Genomic DNA, 19,231 nt, shown 5'->3' on the forward strand with positions numbered 1-19,231 from the left:
GTGCGGAACGAGGGCCTCGGGCGATCAACCTGCTCAGCCCTTGCGGGACTTGACCTCTTCGGTCAGCTGCGGGACGACCTCGAAGAGGTCGCCGACCACGCCGTAGTCGACCAGGTCGAAGATCGGGGCCTCGGCGTCCTTGTTGATGGCGACGATCGTCTTCGAGGTCTGCATGCCGGCCCGGTGCTGGATCGCGCCGGAGATGCCGGAGGCGATGTACAGCTGCGGGGAGACCGACTTGCCGGTCTGGCCGACCTGGTTGGAGTGCGGGTACCAGCCGGCGTCGACCGCGGCACGCGAGGCGCCGACGGCGGCACCGAGCGAGTCGGCGAGGTTCTCGATGATCGAGAAGTTCTCGGCGCCGTTCACGCCGCGGCCGCCGGAGACCACGATCGCGGCCTCGGTCAGCTCCGGGCGTCCGGTCGACTCGCGCGGGGTGCGCGCGACGACCTTGGTGCCGGTGGCCTTCTCCGAGAAGGTGACGGCGAGCGCCTCGACGGCACCGGCGGCCGGGGCGGCCTCCACGGCGGCCGAGTTCGGCTTGACCGTGATGACCGGGGTGCCGCTGGAGACGCGGGACTTGGTGGTGTACGAGGCGGCGAACACGGCCTGCGTGGCCACCGGACCCTCGTCGCCGGCCTCCAGGTCGACGGCGTCCGTGATGATGCCGGACTTGATGCGGACCGCGAGACGGGCCGCGATCTCCTTGCCCTCGGCGGAGGACGGGACGAGCACGGCGGCCGGGGAGACGGCCTCGTACGCGGCCTGGAGCGCGTCCACCTTCGGTACGACGAGGTAGTCGGCGAACTCGGGGGCGTCGGCGGTGAGGACCTTGACCGCGCCGTGCTCGGCGAGCGTGGCGGCGGTGGCCTCGGCACCGGAGCCGAGGGCGACGGCGACGGGCTCGCCGACGCGGCGGGCCAGGGTCAGCAGCTCAAGGGTGGGCTTGCGGACGGCGCCGTCCACGTGGTCGACGTAGACGAGAACTTCAGCCATGGGACTTCAATCTCCTGCTTGATGCGAAGGTCTTGGGAGCGGCAACGGGGCGACTGAAGCTCAGATGAACTTCTGGCCCGCAAGGCTGTGCCTAAACGAACTTCTGCTCCGCAAGGAAGGCGGCGAGCTGCTTGCCGCCCTCGCCCTCGTCCTTGACGATCGTCCCTGCCGTGCGTGCCGGACGCTCGGTGGCGGAGTCGACCTTGGTCCAGGAGCCCTCGAGGCCGACCTCTTCGGCGTCGATGTCCAGGTCGTCCAGGTCGAGGGACTGAACCGGCTTCTTCTTGGCGGCCATGATGCCCTTGAACGACGGGTAGCGGGCCTCGCCCGACTGGTCCGTCACGGACACGACGGCCGGCAGGGAAGCCTCGAGCTGCTCGCTCGCGGTGTCGCCGTCACGGCGGCCCTTGACGACGCCGCCGTCGACGGAGACCTCGGAGAGCAGCGTGACCTGCGGGACGCCGAGGCGCTCGGCCAGGATCGCCGGGAGGACACCCATGGTGCCGTCGGTGGACGCCATGCCGGCGATGACCAGGTCGTAGCCGGTCTTCTCGATGGCCTTGGCGAGCACCAGCGAGGTGCCCATCACATCGGTGCCGTGCAGGTCGTCGTCCTCGACGTGGACGGCCTTGTCGGCACCCATGGAGAGCGCCTTGCGCAGCGCGTCCTTGGCGTCCTCGGGACCGACGGTCAGCACGGTGATCTCCGCGTCGTCCGCCTCGTCCGCGATCTGCAGTGCCTGCTCGACCGCGTACTCGTCGAGTTCCGAAAGGAGGCCGTCGACGTCGTCGCGGTCGACGGTCAGGTCATCGGCGAAGTGCCGGTCGCCGGTGGCGTCGGGCACGTACTTCACACAGACAACGATCCTCAAGCTCACGCCGGCTCTCCTACTGCATCGTCTTTACTGGGCTGCTGCCTAGGCTTATGGCTACTGCCTTCTGCAGGCAGCATAGGCGCCTGAAGCGGCGCATCCCGGTCGGGGCGGCCCCCGCTCCGACCGAAATATTACTCATGAGTACACCCAGTTCATTCCCCCTGAGCAAGCGCTTTGAACTGTGACCTTCCCAACGCTCCGTAATCGGGCGCGCCGGCGGTCGAACGGGAACGCTCAGTCGCGCAGGGCGTTGAAGCGCCCCTGGTGGTACACGAGCGGTCGGCCCTCGCCCGCGGGGTCGCCCTCGACGGCCTCGGCGAGCACGATCCGGTGGTCGCCCGCGGGCACCCGGGCCACGATCCGGCAGACCAGCCAGGCGAGCGCGCCGTCCAGGACGGGGACGCCCTCGGGCCCCTCGTGCCAGCGCGTCGGCGCGCCGAAGCGGTCGGCACCGCTGCGCGCGAAGGTGGCGGCGAGGTCCTGCTGGTGCTCGCCGAGTATGTGCACGCCGACGTGCTCGGCCTCGGAGATCGCGGGCCAGCTGGAGGCGCCCGTACCGATGCCGAAGGAGATCATCGGGGGCTCGGCGGAGACCGAGGTGAGCGAGGTGGCGGTGAAGCCGACGGGGCGCGAGTCCCGCGCCGCGGTGATCACGGCGACCCCCGCCGCGTGCCGCCGGAAGACCGAGCGGAGCAGATCGGGGTGCGCGATCCGGGAAGTGCCGAGAGTGGGCGATGCCGTCATGGAGTTGTCCTTCTGCCGGAGGTACGAGCGGATTCGTCGGTACTCAGCAGTGCGGACAGCGCGCGCTGGCATGGCGCGCTAGGTCCACATGGACGCGCTCGTACAGCAGAAGGTCCCGAGGCATGGAAGCAGGCTCGCGACAGGTGGCCCACACAGTCAAGTCCTTTCCGGGATATGAAAGATGGATCACTGACGCAGCGGCGCGCGGGGCGCTCCGGAGGGTGGAACAGCAGGTCACACGGCCTCCCCGAGGGCGGCGATCACATCGGCCCTGCGCGGCTGCCCGGCCGCGCGGCGCACCTCGCGCCCGGCCGCGTCGAGGACGAGCACGGTCGGCGTCTTGACGACGCGCAGTTCGCGTACGAGACCGAGGGCGGCCTCGGCGTCGATCTCCACGTGGGCGACGCCCGGGACCATGGCGGTCACCTCGGCGAGGACCCTGCGGGTCGCGCGGCAGGGCTGACAGAAGGCGCTGGAGAACTGCACGAGCGTCGCGCGCTCGCCCAGCGGCTCCCCGATGTCCGCCGCGCCGAGCCGCCGCCCGGTGTCGTGTTCTGGCACTCCAGCCTCCCGCCCCGGCATGTCGATCCACGCCCCGTTCCGTTCGCTCCCCAGTTCAGCGCACACGCACCCGCAAAGATTCCGACGTGACGAGAATCTCCCGCAATGGCGGCACCAAGGGTGGCCACCCGTCCGTTCTTCGGGCACGATCTGCGCAACGCCGAAAAACCTACGGCTGCGTAACTTCCCGCCGGGAGCCCCCTCCCCAGGCAGAGAAACGAAGGGCCCTCCCCACCCATGGCAGAGCTTGTCTACCCTCCGGTCATCGGTGCCGCGAAAACACTTTTCAAGGCATGGGACCTGAAGATCGACTGCAAGGGGTCGGAGAACATCCCACGCTCCGGCGGCGCGGTCCTCGTCAGCAACCACATCAGCTACCTCGACTTCATCTTCGACGGTCTCGCCGCCCTGCCGCAGAAGCGTCTGGTGCGCTTCATGGCCAAGGAGTCGGTGTTCCGGCACAAGATCTCCGGGCCGCTGATGCGCGGGATGAAGCACATCCCCGTCGACCGCAAGCAGGGTGAGGCCGCCTACGCGCACGCCCTCGCCTCGCTGCGCTCCGGGGAGATCATCGGGGTCTTCCCCGAGGCGACGATCTCGCAGTCCTTCACGCTCAAGACGTTCAAGTCGGGCGCCGCACGCCTCGCCCAGGAGGCCGGGGTGCCGCTCATCCCGATGGCCCTGTGGGGCACGCAGCGGCTGTGGACGAAGGGGCACCCGCGCAACTTCAAGCGCAGCCACCTGCCGATCACGATCCGCGTGGGCGAGCCGGTCGAGGCGCCCAAGGACCAGTACGCGGGTGCGATCACGCGACGCCTGCGCGAGCGCTGCCAGGAGCTCCTCGAAGCCGCCCAGCGCGCCTACCCGGTGCGCCCCAAGGGTCCCGACGACACGTGGTGGATGCCCGCGCACCTGGGCGGGACGGCACCGACGCCCGCCGAGGTGAAGGCGGCGGAGGCGGGCTGAGCCCCTCCCCCGCGCCCTGCCCTGCCCCCGTGCTACTCCGGCGCGCGGACGGTGATCCGCGCGCCGGGACTGAACTTCTCCAGGAGCTCGGCCAGTTCGGCGCCCGCGGCCTCGATGCCCGCGTCGGGCCCCATCCCCTCCAGCAGGAAGATCGCGTTCCTGGACTCCTCGGTGAGGCGGGTGCGCGGGCCCTGGCGCCAGTTCCAGCGGCGACAGGTGACGCCCTCCTCGTCGCACCACACGACCTCGCCCGCGTCGGGGTGCTCGACGACCCGCTCGCCCGCCGCCGCGGTGACGAAGTCCTCCTCGCCGGTGGCCCGCACCAGGCGCATGCCGCCCTGGATGTGGTCCAGGTCCTCGCCGCCGACCGGGATCAGATGGGCCACGCTGATCGCGTTGTAGAGGTCGACCAGGACGTTGATCCTCGGCAGGCCGCCGTCGGCGAGTGCCCGCTTGGCGAGCGCCTCCGCCGAGTTCCTGGTCCGTGAGGGCTTCGCGCCGAACGCCGTGTAGGCGGCGCGCCAGGCGGCCATGTGCGGGTCCTCGTGCGGGGCGCGCCCGTCCAGGCGTACGGCGAGGCGGCGCGCCGCGTCGTCGAGGAGTTCCGACGTGGCGTCGGTGCTCTCCCCGTTGACCAGGCCGTACGCCTCGATGGCGACGTGCCGGAAGCCGGGCGCGAGGCCGCGCACCTCGTCGGACACGGTGAGCGTGAGGGGTGTGCGGGTCATCGAGCCACCTTGCTGCGTCGAGACCGTGCGGAGCGCGGTCGGGACTGTTCAGAGCGCGTCGGGAAGGTTCTCCCACAGGTACGGCCGGTCAGGGGCGTCCTTCATGACGCGCAGGACCGCCGGGTGCGGTGCAGCATAGAGTACTGGATAGTCCAACTCGCTGGACCGGGCGTCGGGCACCCAGGCCAGCCGCTCCCCCGCCAGTGAGAACCGCGCGTCGACGCCCGGCTTGTTGCCGCGGCAGTCCTGCCGGTGCCAGCCGCCGCGGAAGCGCACGGCGACGAGCCCGTGCACGCAGTGGCCGGTCCCCGCGTCGTGGGTCAGCCGCTGGTAGCAGAGCGCGGTCGGGATGTCCTCGGCGCGCAGCAGCGCGGCCAGCGCGTGGGCCTTGGCGTGGCAGATGCCGGTGCCCTGCGCCAGGACGTCCGAGGCCCGCCAGGTGACGCGCGGGTCACCGCTGTCGGCGGAGTGCGGAATGGTGTCGCGGACGTATTCGTAGGCAGCCTGCGCGTATACGTATGAGTCGGCGGACTCCTCGGCGAGGCGGGCGGCGACCTCACGTACGACGTGGTGATGGTGGTCGATGACCTCGTCGGCGGCCAAGTACGCGGAGAGGACGGGGTTGTCCTGGATCAGCTGCATGCCACGGGAGCATAGAAATACGACCGACCGCACGTCAATGCAATTGCGGTCAGCCGTATATCTATGCAGCCGAAAGAGTGGCGGCGGAGGTCAGCGCGCCATCTCCTCCTTGAGCGCCGCGAGGAACCCGTCGACGTCCTCCTCGCGGGTGTCGAAGGCACACATCCAGCGGACGTCGCCCGCCGCCTCGTCCCAGAAGTAGAAGCGGTAGCGCTTCTGCAGACGCTCGCTCACGTCGTGCGGCAGCCGCGCGAAGACGGCGTTGGCCTGCACCGGGTAGAGGATCTCCACGCCGTGCACGGAGCGGACGCCCTCCGCCAGGCGCTGCGCCATCTCGTTGGCGTGCCGGGCGTTGCGCAGCCACAGGTCCTTGGCGAGCAGCGCCTCCAACTGCACGGAGACGAAGCGCATCTTGGAGGCGAGCTGCATGGACATCTTGCGCAGGTGCTTCATGTGGCGCACGGCGTCCTGGTTGATGACCACGACGGCCTCGCCGAACAGCGCGCCGTTCTTGGTGCCGCCGAGCGAGAGGATGTCGACGCCGGCCGCGTTCGTGAACGTCCGCATGGGGACGTCGAGCGCGGCCGCCGCGTTGGCTATCCGGGAGCCGTCGAGGTGCACCCTCATGCCGAGCTGGTGCGCGTGGTCGCAGATCGCGCGGATCTCGTCGGGCGTGTAGAGCGTGCCCAGTTCGGTGTTCTGCGCGAGCGAGACGACCTGCGGCATCGCACGGTGCTCGTCGTCCCAGCCGAACGCCTGCTTGTCGATCAGCTCGGGGGTCAACTTGCCGTCCGGCGTGGGCACCGTGAGCAGCTTGAGACCGGCCATCCGCTCCGGGGCGCCGCCCTCGTCGACGTTGATGTGCGCGGACTCGGCGCAGATCACCGCGCCCCAGCGGTCGGCGACCGCCTGGAGCGCGACGACGTTGGCGCCGGTTCCGTTGAACACCGGGAACGCCTCGGCACTGGCGCCGAAGTGGCCGCGGATGACCTGCTGGAGGTTGGCCGTGTAGTCGTCCTCGCCGTACGCGATCTGGTGACCGCCGTTGGCCAGGGCCAGGGCGGCCATCACCTCCGGATGCGCCCCCGCGTAGTTGTCGCTCGCGAAGCCGCGGACGTCCGGGTCGTGGTGGCGCCGGGCATCGGTCCTCGGCGGGTTGACCGCTTCTCCGTCGCGAGCGGTCACGGCTTCTCGGTCAGCCACAGGCGGTTTCCGTTCACTTCCGCGGCGGGCCGCTCCCAGACGCCCGCGATGGCCTCGGCCAGCTCGTTGACGTCGGTGAAGCCCGCGAACTTCGCGTTGGGCCGCTCCGCGCGCATCGCGTCGTGCACCAACGCCTTGACCACCAGGATCGCAGCCGCCGCGCGCGGGCCATCGTCGCCCCCCGCCTTGCGGAAGGCGTCCGCGAGGGCGAGCGTCCAGGCCTCGGCCGCCGCCTTGGACGCGGCGTACGCGGCGTTGCCCGCGGTGGGCTTGGAGGCGCCCGCGGCGCTGATCAGGAGGTAGCGGCCGCGGTCGCTGCGGCGCAGGCCGTCCTCGAAGGCGAGGGAGGTGTGCTGCACGGTGCGGATCAGGAGCTTCTCCAGGAAGTCCCAGTCGGCGAGGTCGGTCTCGGTGAAGTTCTTGCTGCCGCGCCAGCCGCCGACGAGGTGCACCAGACCGTCGATCCGGCCGAACTCCTTCTCCGTGCGCGTCGCCCACTCACGGGCCGCGTCCAGGTCGAGGAGGTCGACCGTGTCACCGACGACGGTGGCCCCGCCGTGCGCGTACCGCGCGGCGTCCACGGCCTCGGCAAGGCGCGCGGCGTCGGCGTCGGACGCCACGACCGTCGCCCCGGCCTCCGCCAGCCTCAGCAGCGTCGCCCGGCCCGCGGGTCCCGCCGCTCCCGCGACCGCGACCACAGCTCCATCGAGTACGGACATCGTCCTCGCCTCCTTGTGGCGGCCGCTCACGCGGCGGCCTTCTCGGCACCCGTGGAAGCGGTGATCCCCTTGGTGGAGGCGATCACGTGCTTCAGCTTCTTGGAGAGCGCCTCATAGAACATGCTGAGCGGAAACTCGTCGGGAAGCACCTCGTCCACCAGTTTGCGGGGCGGCAGCGAGGTGTCCAGGGCGTCAGGACCCTTGGCCCAGCGCGAGCCCGGGTGCGGCGAGAGGTACTGGGACACCAGGTCGTACGCGGCGAACCAGTGGACCAGCTTCGGGCGGTCGATGCCCGCCCGGTAGAGGTCCTCGATCTCGGCACACAGCTGGTTGGTGACCTGCGGGGCGCGCTCCCAGTCGATGTGGAGCGTGTTGTCGGTCCAGCGGACCACGTCGTGCTTGTGGAGGTAGGCGAAGAGGAGCTGGCCGCCGAGCCCGTCGTAGTTCTTGACGCGGTCGCCGGTGACCGGGAAGCGGAACATCCGGTCGAAGAGGACCGCGTACTGCACGTCGCGCGCCTGCGGGACGCCCTCGTCCGCGAGCTTCACCGCCTCCTTGAAGGCGGTGAGGTCGCAGCGCAGCTCTTCGAGGCCGTACATCCAGAACGGCTGGCGCTGCTTGATCATGAAGGGGTCGAAGGGCAGGTCGCCGTGGCTGTGGGTGCGGTCGTGGACCATGTCCCACAGCACGAACGCCTGCTGGCAGCGGTCCTGGTCGCCGACCATCTCGCGGATGTCGTCGGGCAGTTCGAGCCCGAGCAGGTCCACGGCGGCCTCGGTGACGCGGCGGAAGCGGGCCGCCTCGCGGTCGCAGAAGATGCCGCCCCAGGAGAAGCGCTCGGGCGCCTCGCGCACGGCGATGGTCTCGGGGAACAGGACGGCCGAGTTCGTGTCGTACCCGGCGGTGAAGTCCTCGAAGGTGATGCCGCAGAACAGCGGGTTGTCGTAGCGCGTGCGCTCGAGATCGGCCAGCCAGTCGGGCCAGACCATGCGCAGCACGACCGCTTCGAGATTGCGGTCGGGGTTGCCGTTCTGCGTGTACATGGGGAAGACGACCAGGTGCTGCAGGCCGTCCGCGCGGTGCGCCGCGGGCTGGAAGGCGAGCAGCGAGTCCAGGAAGTCGGGCACCTGGAAGCCGTCGTCGGACCAGCGGCGCAGGTCGGCGGCGAGGGCCTGGTGGTAGGCGGCGTCGTGCGGGAGCAGCGGGGCGAGCTGCTCGACCGCCGATATGACGCGGTCCACGGCGAGTTCCGCCACGGCCTTGGCCGGGGCGCCCTCCGCCTCGAAGTCGATCGACCCGTCCGGCGACTGCCAGGGCCTGATCTCCTCCACGGCGTCCTTGAGCACCGGCCACGCCGGGTGGTCCACCACCCGCCCATCAGCGGAAGGAACCGCACCCTCCGTACCCGAACGCACAAGAATTTCCGTCATGACCCACCTTCCACGGGAGAACCTCGCGTATGGACACCGTATGCATGCGAGGTTCTCCGCGACAAGGGGGGCCTCGGGAAATTATCCTGCGCACCCCCCTTCTTCACCGCTGTTTTTCCTGCCTTTCACCGTCGATGCGATCGCTTCTGCCACGGCGGTCACGGCGGTCTCCGCTTCGCTAAGGAGCCCCGGGAAGCCCAGGAAGCCGTGGAACATCCGCGGGTGGTGGCCGTGGGTGACCGGGACGCCCGCGGCGCGCAGGCGGCGCGCGTAGGCGACGCCCTCGTCGCACAGCGGGTCGCAGCCCGCGGTGACCAGGTGTGCGGGCGGCAGTCCGGTCAGCTCCGCGCCGAGCGGCGAGGCGTGCGGGTGGGCGCCGTCGCCGTCCGGGCCCAGGTACTGCTGCCAGAACCACCGCATGTGCGCGGCGGTCAGGAAGTAGCCCTCGGCGTTCTCCCGGTACGAGGGGGTGTCCTCGCCCGCGTCGAGGACGGGGTAGATCAGCACCTGGAGCGCGACCTCGGGCCCGCCGCGGTCCCGCGCCCTCAGCGCCGCGACCGTGGCGAGACCACCACCGCTGCTGTCCCCCGCGGTGACCAGCGCGCCGGGATCGCCACCGAGCGAGGCCACCTCACGCGCGCACCAGCACAGCGCCGCGTAGGCGTCGTCGGCGGCCGCGGGGAAGCGGTGCTCGGGAGCGAGCCGGTACGCGACGGAGACCACGGCGGCACCGGCCCGCGCGCAGAGTCCCCGGGCCGTGGCGTCGTGGGATTCGATGCCGCACAGGGTGTAGCCGCCGCCGTGGAAGAAGACGACGGTGGGGCGGGGGCCGGTGCAGGTCTCCGGATCCGGCAGATAGACGCGTACGGGGAGTTCGGGGGCGCCGACGGGCCCCGGAATGGTGCGATCCACGACCGGTCCGACCGCGCGGGACCGCTTGGGCGGGCGCGGCGGGCGACCCCCGTCAGCCAGGATCCGCCGGGCCTGCGCGGCATCGGTGACGGAGCCGCCGAGGTCGGGGAAGGCGGCGGAGAGCGCGTCGACGAGGGGGCGGGCTTCGGCGGCCAGGCGGTCGGGGCTGGGGGCGGGGTCGGGGCCGGTCGGGAGCCGGGTGGGCCGGTCCGTGCCCGTCACGCCCCGGTCGCTTCCTGGGACCGGAAGTGGGGGATGACCTTCTCGCCCCACTGGCGCAGGGTCTCCAGACAGGCCCCCTGCGGGACCGTGCCCATCTGGATGAGACACATGATCTCGTCCGCGCCCGCGTCACGGAGGCGTTCCACGTAGGCGATGGCGTCGTCGGCCGTGCCGTAGGCGTGGTCCGCGTTGAACGTGGCGGTCGACGTCGGGCGCACCGGGATGTGGTGCTCGTGGAGCCGCGCGACGACCTGTTCGGCGGCCTTGCGCATCTCGGCCGCCTCGTCGCTGCCCTCCACGACCGCCTCGTCGGGGATGCCCGCGCCGCCGTACCAGTGCCCGATGGACTGGGCGAAGAACCGCTGCCCCCGGATGCCGACGCGCCGCGCCGTCTCCCGGTCGTCGAGGACGATCGTCGGGCAGAGCACGGAGAAGTGGTCGTTGACGACGCTGGACACGAGGCGCGCGTCGGTACGGGCCGCGATCGCGTCGTCGTAGGCGCGGCGCATCTCGGCGATCGACTCGGGCCCCGCGAACCCCATCACCAGGGCGCCGATGCCCAGTTCGGCGGCCTGGGTGAGGGTCTCCGTCCTGCTGCAGGCGAGGAAGAGCGGCGGGTGCGGCAGCTGCGCGGGGCGTGGCAGGATCGGGTGCGGGTCGATGTCGATGAGCTCGCCGTGGTGCTCCAACTCCTCCTTCTCCCACGCCTTTCCGATGATCCGGAGGGCTTCTTCGACCTCCTGGGTCGTACGGTCCTTGTCGACTCCGCACAGCGAGGTCTCCTGCGCCGTGCCGCCCCGTCCCGCGCCGAGGTCGAGCCGCCCGCCGGAGAGCAGATCGAGCATCGCGGCGCGCTCGGCGACGCGCGCCGGGTGGTTGAAGTTGAACGGCATGCAGACGACGCCGTGCCCGATCCTGATGGTGCTCGTGCGCGCGGCGACCCAGGTCAGGAAGATCTCCGGGGCGCTCATGTGCGCGTACCACTTGAGGGAGTGGTGCTCGACCGCCCAGATCCGGTCGAACCCCATCTCCTCGGCCACTACGGCCTGTTCGACGCTGTCGCGGATGACCTGATGCTCACGCTCGACCGTCGGGTCGGCGAGCTGTGCCTCGAAGATGACGGAGAACTTCACGTGCCCTCCCGGGGGTTGTGGCTCTGCCGCGCCTCTGGTGCGCCTCAACGGCGCGTGGCGCGCGCATGCTTCTCTTAGCCATATGACTAGTCGTCATATGCTGAAGAGGCAAGGGCCATCACGGGGTGCGCTTCAGCGGTGCGACGCCTCGGGGAAGTCACGGAGCGTACGGACAGGGGCTCCGAGCAGGAGGCCGTTCGCCGCGACGAGGGCGACGGTCACGATCCACATCGTCGGGCGGGCGCCGAGGAGCGAGCCGAGGGCGCCGCCGAGCAGCGCGCCGAGCGGAATGGTGCCGTAGTTGAGGAACAGCGTGGTCGCCGTGACGCGGCCCAGCATCTCGGGCGGGCAGTACGACTGCCGGAAACTGACGATGATGACGTTGCAGATCACCACACCGGCGAGGACGACGACGGAGCCCACGGCGAACAGGACGAGGCGCGGGCCGGGCCGGGTCAGCGGAATGAGCAGTCCGAAGGGCGACGCGGTGAGCTGGACGACCAGCAGCCCCCTGGCGGTGCCGAGCCACCGGGTCAGGCGGCCCGCGACGAGTCCGCCCACGATGCCGCCGCATCCCCCGCAGGCGACCAGCACGCCGAGTACGCCGGAGTCGACCCCCACGGTGCGGACGAGGAAGACGACGAGGACCGCCTGGTACCCGGCCAGGGCCAGGTTCACCGCCGCGCCGTACGCGGTGAGGATCCGCACGTGCGGGTCGCGCAGCACGAAGCGCAGGCCGTCGGAGATCTCACCGCGCAGCCGCCGCCCCGCCTTGGCCGCCGGCCTCGGTTCGGCGCCGCGCACGGCGAGCAGGCACACCGAGGAGACGACGAAGGAGAAGGCGTCGAGCAGCAGGCCGCTCGCGCTTCCCACGGTCTGCGCGACGAGGCCCCCGATCCCGGGCCCCGCCACCTTGGCGGCCTGCTCGCCGCCCTGCAACTTCGCGTTGCCCTCCATGAGTTCGGACCTGTCGACCAGGGACGGCAGATACGCGGAGTAGGCGGTGGAGAAGAAGACGGTGGCCGCGCCCGAGAGCAGTGCGACGGCGACCAGGTGCCAGATGCCGAGGACGTCGAGCCAGGCCGCGACCGGCACGCTCGCGAACAGGGCGGCGGAGACCGCGTTGGCGCACAGCATCACCGGGCGGCGGGGCAGTTGGTCGACCCAGGCACCCGCGGGCAGGCCGACGATCAGCCAGGGCAGCCAGGTCGCCGCTGTCAGGAGGCCGAGCATGAACGTCGAGGCGTCGAGCGTGGTGACCGCGACGACGGGCAGCAGGACGGAGGTGACGCTCGTGCCGAGTTTGCTGGTGGTCTCGCCGATCAGCAGCAGCCGGAAGTTCCGGTGGAATAGCAGACTCCGGCCACCGTCGTAGCTCATGGCGGGGCGAACCCTTCGCAGAAGTCGGTTCCGACCGGATTCGCGCGATCATACAAGATCAAATTCTTCGAGGCCAGTGTGGGAATTCGCCCACCGGCGCCCTAGGATATTCGCGCTCATCACCGCAGCAACACGCCTTGGGTGAAAGCGAGTCGATTTCGGATGGCGCATCCGTTTGGCACGTTTGGGAATGAGTTCGGCCGGGCCCCGGCCCCGATGAATGGCGGAGATCCGCGCGCTGTCCGGGCGCGGGAATTGGGCGTTCCTCTTTACTCGCGGGTCACTCTCGGGCCGGTGCCCCGATAGTCGAGGGGCGCAGGCGCCCCGCAACTCGCAGCGAGAACGGCCGTGATCCCACCCCTCGAAGCCCGAGCGCCGATGAGCCCAAGGAGCCCTCCGTGGCAGGCAGCGCGACCGATCTCCTGAGCCGATTCCACCGGGGAGCCGCCCGGCACCCCGGGCGCACCGCCGTCGTCACGCCTTCCGAGCACCTCACCCATGCCCAACTGGCCGCACGGGTCCATGAGTTGGCGACCGTCCTGGACGGGGCGGGCGTGCGCCCCGGTTCCGCCGTCGCGGTCTGTCTCCCCCGCCGCACCGACCTCGTCGCCTCGCTCCTCGCCGTCTGGCAGGTCGGCGCCGCCCAGGTGCCGCTCGACCCCGCCCATCCCGCCGAGCGCCTGCGGCCGCTCGTCGAGGACGCGGGCGCGCGCACGGTGCTCGTGGCGGGCGAGGAGCCGTCACCCGGTGCCTGGCCGCCCGGGGCCCGCGTCATCGACGTCGACGCCTTGCCCGCCCCCGACACGGGACATGAAGGTGGCGCCGCCGCACCGACGGCACACGCCGTGTCCGTGCCCTCCACGGCCCCCGCGTACGTCATCCCCACCTCCGGCACCACCGGCCGCCCCCAGGGCGTGATCGTCACCCGGGGCAACGTCGCCCACCTGGTCCGGTCCCTGGAGGAGAGCGGGGTCTATCCGCCGGAGCCCGCCCGCGTGGCGTGGAACGCCGGGCCGGGGTTCGACGCCTCGGTCCAGCAGTGGGTCCGGGTCTGCCGAGGCGACACGCTGATCCTCCCGACGGACGAACTACGCGCGGATCCCCGCCTGTTCACCGACTTCCTGCGCGCCCAGGGCGCCACCGATCTGGACGCCACCCCGTCGCACTGGGAGGTCCTCCGCCCCTGCCTCCAGACGAGCGAGGCGGCCGCGCCCGCGCTGCGCCTCTTCCTCGGCGGCGAGCCCGTGCCGCCCGCCATGTGGGCGGACCTGGCCGAACTGTCCCGGCAGGGCAGGGTGAGCGCCGTCAACCTCTACGGACCCGCCGAGTGCACCGTCGACTCCACGGCGGCCCGCGTCACGGGGCGAGGCCCGCACATCGGGGCGGCCCTGCCCGGCGTGCGGGCCCTGGCGCTCGACGAGGCGCTGCGGCCGGTCGGCGAGGGCGAGCCGGGCGAGCTCTATCTGGCCGGTGACGGCGTCGCCACGGGGTACGCGGGCCGACCCGGCGCGACGGCGACGCGCTTCGTCGCCGACCCGCTGGGCCCAGTGGGCGGCCGGATGTACCGGACCGGTGATCGCGTACGCCCGCTGCCCGGTGGGGTGTTCGCCTATCTGGGCCGCGCCGACGACCAGGTCAAGGTGCGCGGCCACCGGATCGAACCGGCCGAGATCGAGGCGGTCGTCGGCCGTCATCCGGCCGTCACCGGAGCGCTGGTCACCACTCGCAGGGACCGGCACGGGGACCATCACCTCCTCGCGTACGTCACCTCACCGCCGCCCGCACCGCGCGGCCTCGCCGAGACGCTGCGCGCGCACTGTGCCGCGCGGCTGCCCGACGCGATGGTGCCGTCGGCCTTCGTCGTCCTCGACGCCTTCCCGCTGACCGCGAACGGCAAGAAGGACCGCTCGGCGCTGCCCGCCCCCGCCCCTGTCGGCACCACCATCCCCGACGGGTCGCCGCGCGCGCCCCGCTCGGCGACGGAGCGGACGCTGCGCGGGCTCTACGCCGAACTGCTCGCCCCCGCACGGATCGGCGCCGACACCGGGTTCTTCGACGCGGGCGGCCACTCCCTGCTCGCCATGCGGCTCGTGGGCAGGATCCGTGCCGACCTGGGCGCGGAGCTGACGGTGCGCGACGTCTTCGAGGCGCCGACACCGGTGACGCTGGCCCGCCGCGTGGACGCCGTGGTCGCCGGAGCAGCCGACACGACGGACGGCCGCGGGCGGCCTCCGCTGCGCCGCGCACCGCGCCCCGCCCGGCTCCCCCTGTCCCCGGCGCAGCACCGGCTCTGGTTCCTCGACCGGCTGGCAGGCCCCAACTCCACGTACAACGAACCCATGGCCTTCCGCCTGACCGGCGCCCTGGACGTGCCCGCGCTGCGGTCTGCCCTGCGGGACGTCGTGAAGCGTCACGAGTCGCTGCGCACGGTCTTCCGCGAGGACGCGGGGGAACCCTCGCAGCACGTCCTCGCCCCAGACGCGGTGGACTTCCCCCTGCCGGTGCGCGAGGTGCGCGCCACGGAACTGGCCGAGGTGCTGCGCGACGCCGCCCGCGTCCCCTTCGACCTCACGGCCGAACCCCCGCTGCGCGCCGCGCTGTTCGCGACGGGAGCCGACACCCATGTGCTGCTGCTCGTCACCCATCACATCGCCAGCGACGGCTGGTCGCTGCGGCCGCTCGCCCGCGACCTGGCCACGGCCTACCGGGCGCGCCGCGCGGGCACCGCGCCCGACTGGCCCGAACTCCCTCTGCAGTACGCGGACTTCGCCCTGTGGCAGCGCGCGCTACTGGACCGTGACGGCGCGCCGGACGGTGCCGGAGAGCCACCGGGCCGACAGCTGGCGTACTGGACCGACACGCTCAAGGGACTGCCCGAGGCCCTGTCGCTGCCCACGGACGGGCCCCGGCCCGCGACCGCGACCCACCGGGGCGGGTCCGTCCCGCTGGTCTGCGACGCCGATCTGCACCGCGCGCTCGTGGCCCTCGCGCGGGACAACGGGTGCACGCTCTTCATGGTGGTGCAGGCCGCCATCGCCACCGTCCTGACCGGCATCGGCGCGGGGCACGACATCCCGATCGGCGCCGTGGTGGCGGGCCGCGACGAGCCCGCGCTCGACGAGCTGGTCGGCTTCTTCGTCCATACGCTGGTGCTCAGGACGGACACCTCGGGCGACCCGTCCTTCGAGGAGCTCCTCGCGCGGGTGCGCGAGACCGACCTCGCCGCGTTCGAGCACCAGGACCTGCCCTTCGACCAGCTCGTCGAGACGCTCCGCCCGGAGCGCGTCACGGGCCGCCAGCCGCTCTTCCAGGTCCTTCTGGCCTTCCAGAACAACGCGGTCGCCGCATGGGACCTCGCGGGCACGGACATGCGGACGGAGCCCGTCGAGCCACGGACCGCCAAGTTCGACCTGTCGTTCTCGGTCGGCGAACTGCGCGCCGACGACGGTGCGCCGGGCGGCCTCGACGGCTTCCTTCAGTACTCCGCCGATCTGTTCCGCCCCGCCACGGCCGAGGCGATCGCGGCCCGGTTGCTCGCCGTGCTGCGCAGCGCGGTGCGCGAACCCGGCCTGCCCGTGGGGGAGTTCGCGCCGCGGACCGACGCGGAGAACAGCGTCACCGAGTCCGAACCTCCTCCCACCCGCCCCTTCCTCACCCTCTTCGAGGAAGCGGCCGCGCGGAACCCGGACGCCACCGCCGTCGTCTTCGAGCAGGACCGTCTCTCGTACGCCGCACTCGACGCCCGCGCCGAGAGCCTTGCCCACCTGCTGCTCTCCCGGGGTGTCGGGCCCGAGACCGTCGTCGCCTCGGCCATCCCCCGCTCCCCCGAGCTGATCGTCGCGGTGCTCGCCGTCCTGAAGTCGGGAGCCGCCCAGCTGCCGGTGGACCCCACGCACCCGCCCGACCGCATCGCGTACGTCCTCGGCGACGCCGCTCCGGCGCTGGTGCTCGCGACCCGCGCGACCGAAGGCTCCTGCGACGCGGCCCCGGGGGTGCCCAGGATCGTCCTGGACGCGGCAGAGACCGAGGCGGCGCTGCGGGAGAGCGCGACGACGGGACGCCGCGACGGTCCGGGGCGCGCCCCCGCGCACCCTGAACATCCCGCCTACGTGATCTACACGTCCGGTTCCACCGGGCGCCCCAAGGGAGTCGTGGTGACGCGCTCCGGCCTGGACAACCTCGTCGCCCACGAGCTGCGGACGATGGCGGTGGAACCGGCGAGCCGGGTCCTTCAGTTCGCCTCTGCGGGCTTCGACTCGTTCTTCTGGGAGGTGACCATGGCGCTCTCCGCGGGGGCCGCGCTCGTCATGGCGCCCGCCCGTCGGCTCCTCCCTGGACCGGACCTGTCACGCGTGGTCGACGGGCACGGCGTCACCCATGCCACGCTCACCCCCTCCGTGCTGAGGGCGCTGCCGTCCGGCGCCCTGTCCGGCGTCGGCTCCCTGGTCGCCGCCGGTGAGGCGCTCGGCGCCGAGGAGGCCGGGCGGTGGTCGCGGGGGCGGATCCTGATCAACGCGTACGGGCCGACCGAGACGACCGTCTGCGCCACCATGAGCCGCCCCCTCACGGACCCCTCGAAGGCGGAGGGGCCACCGCCGATCGGCGGACCGATACGCCGCACGCGCCTGTACGTGCTCGACGAACGGCTGCGACCGGCGCCGGACGGCGTGGTGGGCGAGCTGTACGTCGCGGGGGCCGGGCTCGCCCGGGGGTACGCGGGCCGCGCGCCCCTGACCGCGGGGCGGTTCGTCGCGGACCCGTTCGGTCCTGCCGGGTCCCGGATGTACCGCACCGGCGACCTCGCGCGCCGGAGGTCCGACGGGGAACTGGAGTTCGCCGGGCGCGCCGACGACCAGGTCAAGGTGCGGGGCTTCCGCGTCGAGCCCGGCGAGATCGAGGCGCTCCTCGCCGGTCATCCGCACGTCTCGGGCTCCGCGGTCGCCGTGCGCGAGGACCGGGAGGGGGAGCGCAGGATCGTCGGCTACGTCGTACGGGACGGCGGCGCGGCCCGGCCGGGCGCGCCGACGGACAGCGAGCGCGTCGCCGACTGGCGGCGCATCCACGACGCGGTGCCCGCCGACGCGGCGCCCGCGCCCTTCGGCGAGGACTTCGCCGGGTGGCTCAGCGGGTACGACGGGAGCCCCATTCCGCTGGACCAACTGCGGCAGTGGCGGGACGAGACGCTGCGCGGGATCCGGACGCTGCGGCCCCGGAGCGTACTCGAACTGGGTGTGGGCAGCGGCCTGTTGCTGGCGCACCTGGCTCCCGAGGTGGATTCCTACTGGGGGCTCGACCTCTCGCCCCGTGCCGTCGAGCGCCTCGGACGGCACGTCGCGGAACGGCCCGCGCTCGCCGACCGCGTCGTCCTGCGCTGCCAGGGAGCCGACGACGACACCGGTGTGCCGCCGGGCCGATTCGACGTGGTGGTGCTCAACTCCGTCGCGCAGTACTTCCCCGGCGGGGCGTATCTCCTCCGGGTCCTGGAGTGTGCGGCGCGGGCGCTGGCTCCCGGCGGTTCGGTGTTCCTCGGGGACGTACGTCATCTGGGGCTCATGGAGTGCTTCCACGCCGCGGCGGCGGCGCGCAGGAGCGGCGCGGTGCCGGGCGGCCCTGCCCATCGGCAGGCCACGGAGCGGAGCCTGGCCGGGGAACAGGAACTCCTTGTCGACCCGGAGTTCTTCCACGCGCTCACCGCCGCCCCTGGTCCCTTCACCTCATGCGACGTACGGCTGAAGCGCGGCGCCCACCACAACGAGCTGACCCGCTACCGGTACGACGTCGTGCTGCGCACCGGTCCGGCGCCCGCCGCGGTTCCCGTGCCGGAGCGGGCCTGGGGTGCGGGCGTCCGGTCGCTCGACGACGTACGGAGGCTGGCGGGCGCACGGGAATCCGGGCCACCGGAGCCCGGCCGGCTGCGGATCACGGGGATTCCCAACGCGCGGCTCACCGTGGACCTGGCGGCCGCGGGGCAGGCGCGGGCCGACGGCGTCGACCCCGATGAGCTCGCGCGGCTCGGCGAAGAACTCGGTCACGAGGTGGTGCTGCGCTGGTCCGCGACGGCGGGCCCCGCTTGCTTCGACGCGGAGTTCGGGGCGGGCCGCTTCGGGACCGGGGAAATCGGCGCCGGGGAGTGCCGTGCCGGGCAGGGCGGCGAGGAGCACGAGTTCGATGTCGCGCGGTACGTCAACGTCCCGTCGGCCGCGTCCGCCGACGCGCGGCTCAAGGAGTCCCTGACGCGCCGCGCCCGCGCCTTCCTGCCCTCCTACATGGTGCCCTCGGCGATCGTCGTCCTTGACCGCCTTCCGCTGACACCGCACGGCAAGCTCGACCGGGCCGCGCTGCCCGACCCACGGCCCGGCGGGGACGTCACGCGCCGTCCGCCACGGACACCGCAGGAGGAGTCCTTGTGCCGGATGTACGCGGAGGTGCTCGGGCTCGACGCGGTGGGCATCGACGACAGCTTCTTCGACCTCGGCGGCCATTCGCTCCTCGTCACGCGCCTGGTCAGCCGCATCCGTGCCGAGTTCGGCGTCGAAGTGCCGGTCGGCGCGGTCTTCGACACACCGCGCGTGGCGGACCTGGTGACGCGTCTCGCCGGTGCGCGCAAGGCGCGGCCCGCGCTGCGCCGGATGCGCCGACGGGACTGACCGGACGTGCCGTCACCCACCGCTCGCCCCCGGACCACTGCGGCCGCCCACCCGGCGGCCCCCGAACGACAAGG

14 protein-coding genes are annotated in these 19,231 nt (G+C 72.2%); 2 read left to right on the forward strand and 12 right to left on the reverse strand.

Translation table 11 applies throughout. From position 1 onward, the window contains the following. Positions 1 to 33: 33 nt before the first annotated feature. The 4 genes from KY5_RS04465 to KY5_RS04480 all read right to left on the reverse strand — a co-directional run bounded on the left by KY5_RS04465 (position 34) and on the right by KY5_RS04480 (position 3,196). Positions 34 to 996 carry an electron transfer flavoprotein subunit alpha/FixB family protein gene (locus KY5_RS04465; RefSeq protein WP_098240956.1) on the reverse strand — a complete coding sequence of 321 codons (963 nt, stop codon included), beginning with the start codon at positions 994 to 996 and terminating at the stop codon, positions 34 to 36. A 91-nt stretch (positions 997 to 1,087) separates the two neighbouring features. Next, positions 1,088 to 1,873, reverse strand: a complete 786-nt coding sequence (locus tag KY5_RS04470; RefSeq protein ID WP_098240957.1) for an electron transfer flavoprotein subunit beta/FixA family protein — start codon at positions 1,871 to 1,873, stop codon at positions 1,088 to 1,090. Positions 1,874 to 2,104: 231 nt separating this feature from the next. Beyond that, positions 2,105 to 2,614: a flavin reductase family protein gene (locus KY5_RS04475; RefSeq protein ID WP_098240958.1), complete on the reverse strand. Its 510-nt coding sequence runs from the start codon at positions 2,612 to 2,614 to the stop codon at positions 2,105 to 2,107. A gap of 234 nt (positions 2,615 to 2,848) precedes the next feature. Beyond that, a complete protein-coding gene (locus KY5_RS04480; RefSeq protein ID WP_098240959.1) occupies positions 2,849 to 3,196 on the reverse strand; it encodes a TlpA family protein disulfide reductase in 348 nt (115 codons plus the stop codon). Positions 3,197 to 3,412: 216 nt separating this feature from the next. On the opposite strand from KY5_RS04480, the gene KY5_RS04485 reads away from it, so the two are divergent. Next, positions 3,413 to 4,141, forward strand: a complete 729-nt coding sequence (locus tag KY5_RS04485; RefSeq protein ID WP_098240960.1) for a lysophospholipid acyltransferase family protein — start codon at positions 3,413 to 3,415, stop codon at positions 4,139 to 4,141. A 32-nt stretch (positions 4,142 to 4,173) separates the two neighbouring features. Here KY5_RS04485 and KY5_RS04490 read toward each other — a convergent pair whose 3' ends face one another. The 8 genes from KY5_RS04490 to KY5_RS04525 all read right to left on the reverse strand — a co-directional run bounded on the left by KY5_RS04490 (position 4,174) and on the right by KY5_RS04525 (position 12,510). After that, positions 4,174 to 4,869 (reverse strand): B3/4 domain-containing protein, encoded by a 696-nt coding sequence (locus tag KY5_RS04490; RefSeq protein ID WP_098240961.1) that lies wholly within the window; start codon positions 4,867 to 4,869, stop codon positions 4,174 to 4,176. Positions 4,870 to 4,917: 48 nt separating this feature from the next. Further along, entirely contained in the window at positions 4,918 to 5,511 is a 594-nt protein-coding gene (locus KY5_RS04495; RefSeq protein ID WP_098240962.1) for a transglutaminase domain-containing protein, read from the reverse strand. A 90-nt stretch (positions 5,512 to 5,601) separates the two neighbouring features. Further along, positions 5,602 to 6,696, reverse strand: a complete 1,095-nt coding sequence (locus KY5_RS04500) for a threonine aldolase family protein (protein WP_098240963.1) — start codon at positions 6,694 to 6,696, stop codon at positions 5,602 to 5,604. Continuing rightward, on the reverse strand, positions 6,693 to 7,433 hold the full coding sequence (locus tag KY5_RS04505) for an SDR family oxidoreductase (RefSeq protein WP_199842931.1): 741 nt from the start codon (positions 7,431 to 7,433) through the stop codon (positions 6,693 to 6,695). The genes KY5_RS04500 and KY5_RS04505 overlap by 4 nt, the downstream gene beginning before the upstream one ends. A gap of 26 nt (positions 7,434 to 7,459) precedes the next feature. Beyond that, positions 7,460 to 8,863 (reverse strand): DUF6421 family protein, encoded by a 1,404-nt coding sequence (locus tag KY5_RS04510; protein ID WP_098240965.1) that lies wholly within the window; start codon positions 8,861 to 8,863, stop codon positions 7,460 to 7,462. An 81-nt stretch (positions 8,864 to 8,944) separates the two neighbouring features. Then, positions 8,945 to 9,997, reverse strand: coding sequence for an alpha/beta hydrolase (locus tag KY5_RS04515; RefSeq protein WP_267894263.1), 1,053 nt, complete (start codon positions 9,995 to 9,997; stop codon positions 8,945 to 8,947). Further along, positions 9,994 to 11,130, reverse strand: a complete 1,137-nt coding sequence (locus tag KY5_RS04520; protein WP_098240966.1) for an LLM class flavin-dependent oxidoreductase — start codon at positions 11,128 to 11,130, stop codon at positions 9,994 to 9,996. Before KY5_RS04520 ends, KY5_RS04515 begins: the two co-directional genes overlap by 4 nt. A 132-nt stretch (positions 11,131 to 11,262) precedes the next feature. Further along, on the reverse strand, positions 11,263 to 12,510 hold the full coding sequence (locus KY5_RS04525) for an MFS transporter (protein WP_098240967.1): 1,248 nt from the start codon (positions 12,508 to 12,510) through the stop codon (positions 11,263 to 11,265). 398 nt (positions 12,511 to 12,908) lie between these two features. On the opposite strand from KY5_RS04525, the gene KY5_RS04530 reads away from it, so the two are divergent. After that, positions 12,909 to 19,157 carry a non-ribosomal peptide synthetase gene (locus KY5_RS04530; protein WP_098240968.1) on the forward strand — a complete coding sequence of 2,083 codons (6,249 nt, stop codon included), beginning with the start codon at positions 12,909 to 12,911 and terminating at the stop codon, positions 19,155 to 19,157. The last annotated feature ends 74 nt before the right edge of the window (positions 19,158 to 19,231 follow it).

The organism is Streptomyces formicae (genome assembly GCF_002556545.1).
GTDB classification, from domain to species: Bacteria; Actinomycetota; Actinomycetes; order Streptomycetales; family Streptomycetaceae; genus Streptomyces; species Streptomyces formicae_A.

Excerpts from the sequence above, each read along its gene's own strand:
- KY5_RS04505 (WP_199842931.1), bottom strand. The coding sequence starts at position 7,433 with ATGTCCGTACTCGATGGAGCTGTGGTCGCGGTCGCGGGAGCGGCGGGA.
- KY5_RS04480 (WP_098240959.1), bottom strand. The coding sequence starts at position 3,196 with ATGCCGGGGCGGGAGGCTGGAGTGCCAGAACACGACACCGGGCGGCGG.
- KY5_RS04475 (WP_098240958.1), bottom strand. The coding sequence starts at position 2,614 with ATGACGGCATCGCCCACTCTCGGCACTTCCCGGATCGCGCACCCCGAT.
- KY5_RS04510 (WP_098240965.1), bottom strand. The coding sequence starts at position 8,863 with ATGACGGAAATTCTTGTGCGTTCGGGTACGGAGGGTGCGGTTCCTTCC.
- KY5_RS04525 (WP_098240967.1), bottom strand. The coding sequence starts at position 12,510 with ATGAGCTACGACGGTGGCCGGAGTCTGCTATTCCACCGGAACTTCCGG.
- KY5_RS04465 (WP_098240956.1), bottom strand. The coding sequence starts at position 996 with ATGGCTGAAGTTCTCGTCTACGTCGACCACGTGGACGGCGCCGTCCGC.
- KY5_RS04495 (WP_098240962.1), bottom strand. The coding sequence starts at position 5,511 with ATGCAGCTGATCCAGGACAACCCCGTCCTCTCCGCGTACTTGGCCGCC.
- KY5_RS04490 (WP_098240961.1), bottom strand. The coding sequence starts at position 4,869 with ATGACCCGCACACCCCTCACGCTCACCGTGTCCGACGAGGTGCGCGGC.
- KY5_RS04485 (WP_098240960.1), top strand. The coding sequence starts at position 3,413 with ATGGCAGAGCTTGTCTACCCTCCGGTCATCGGTGCCGCGAAAACACTT.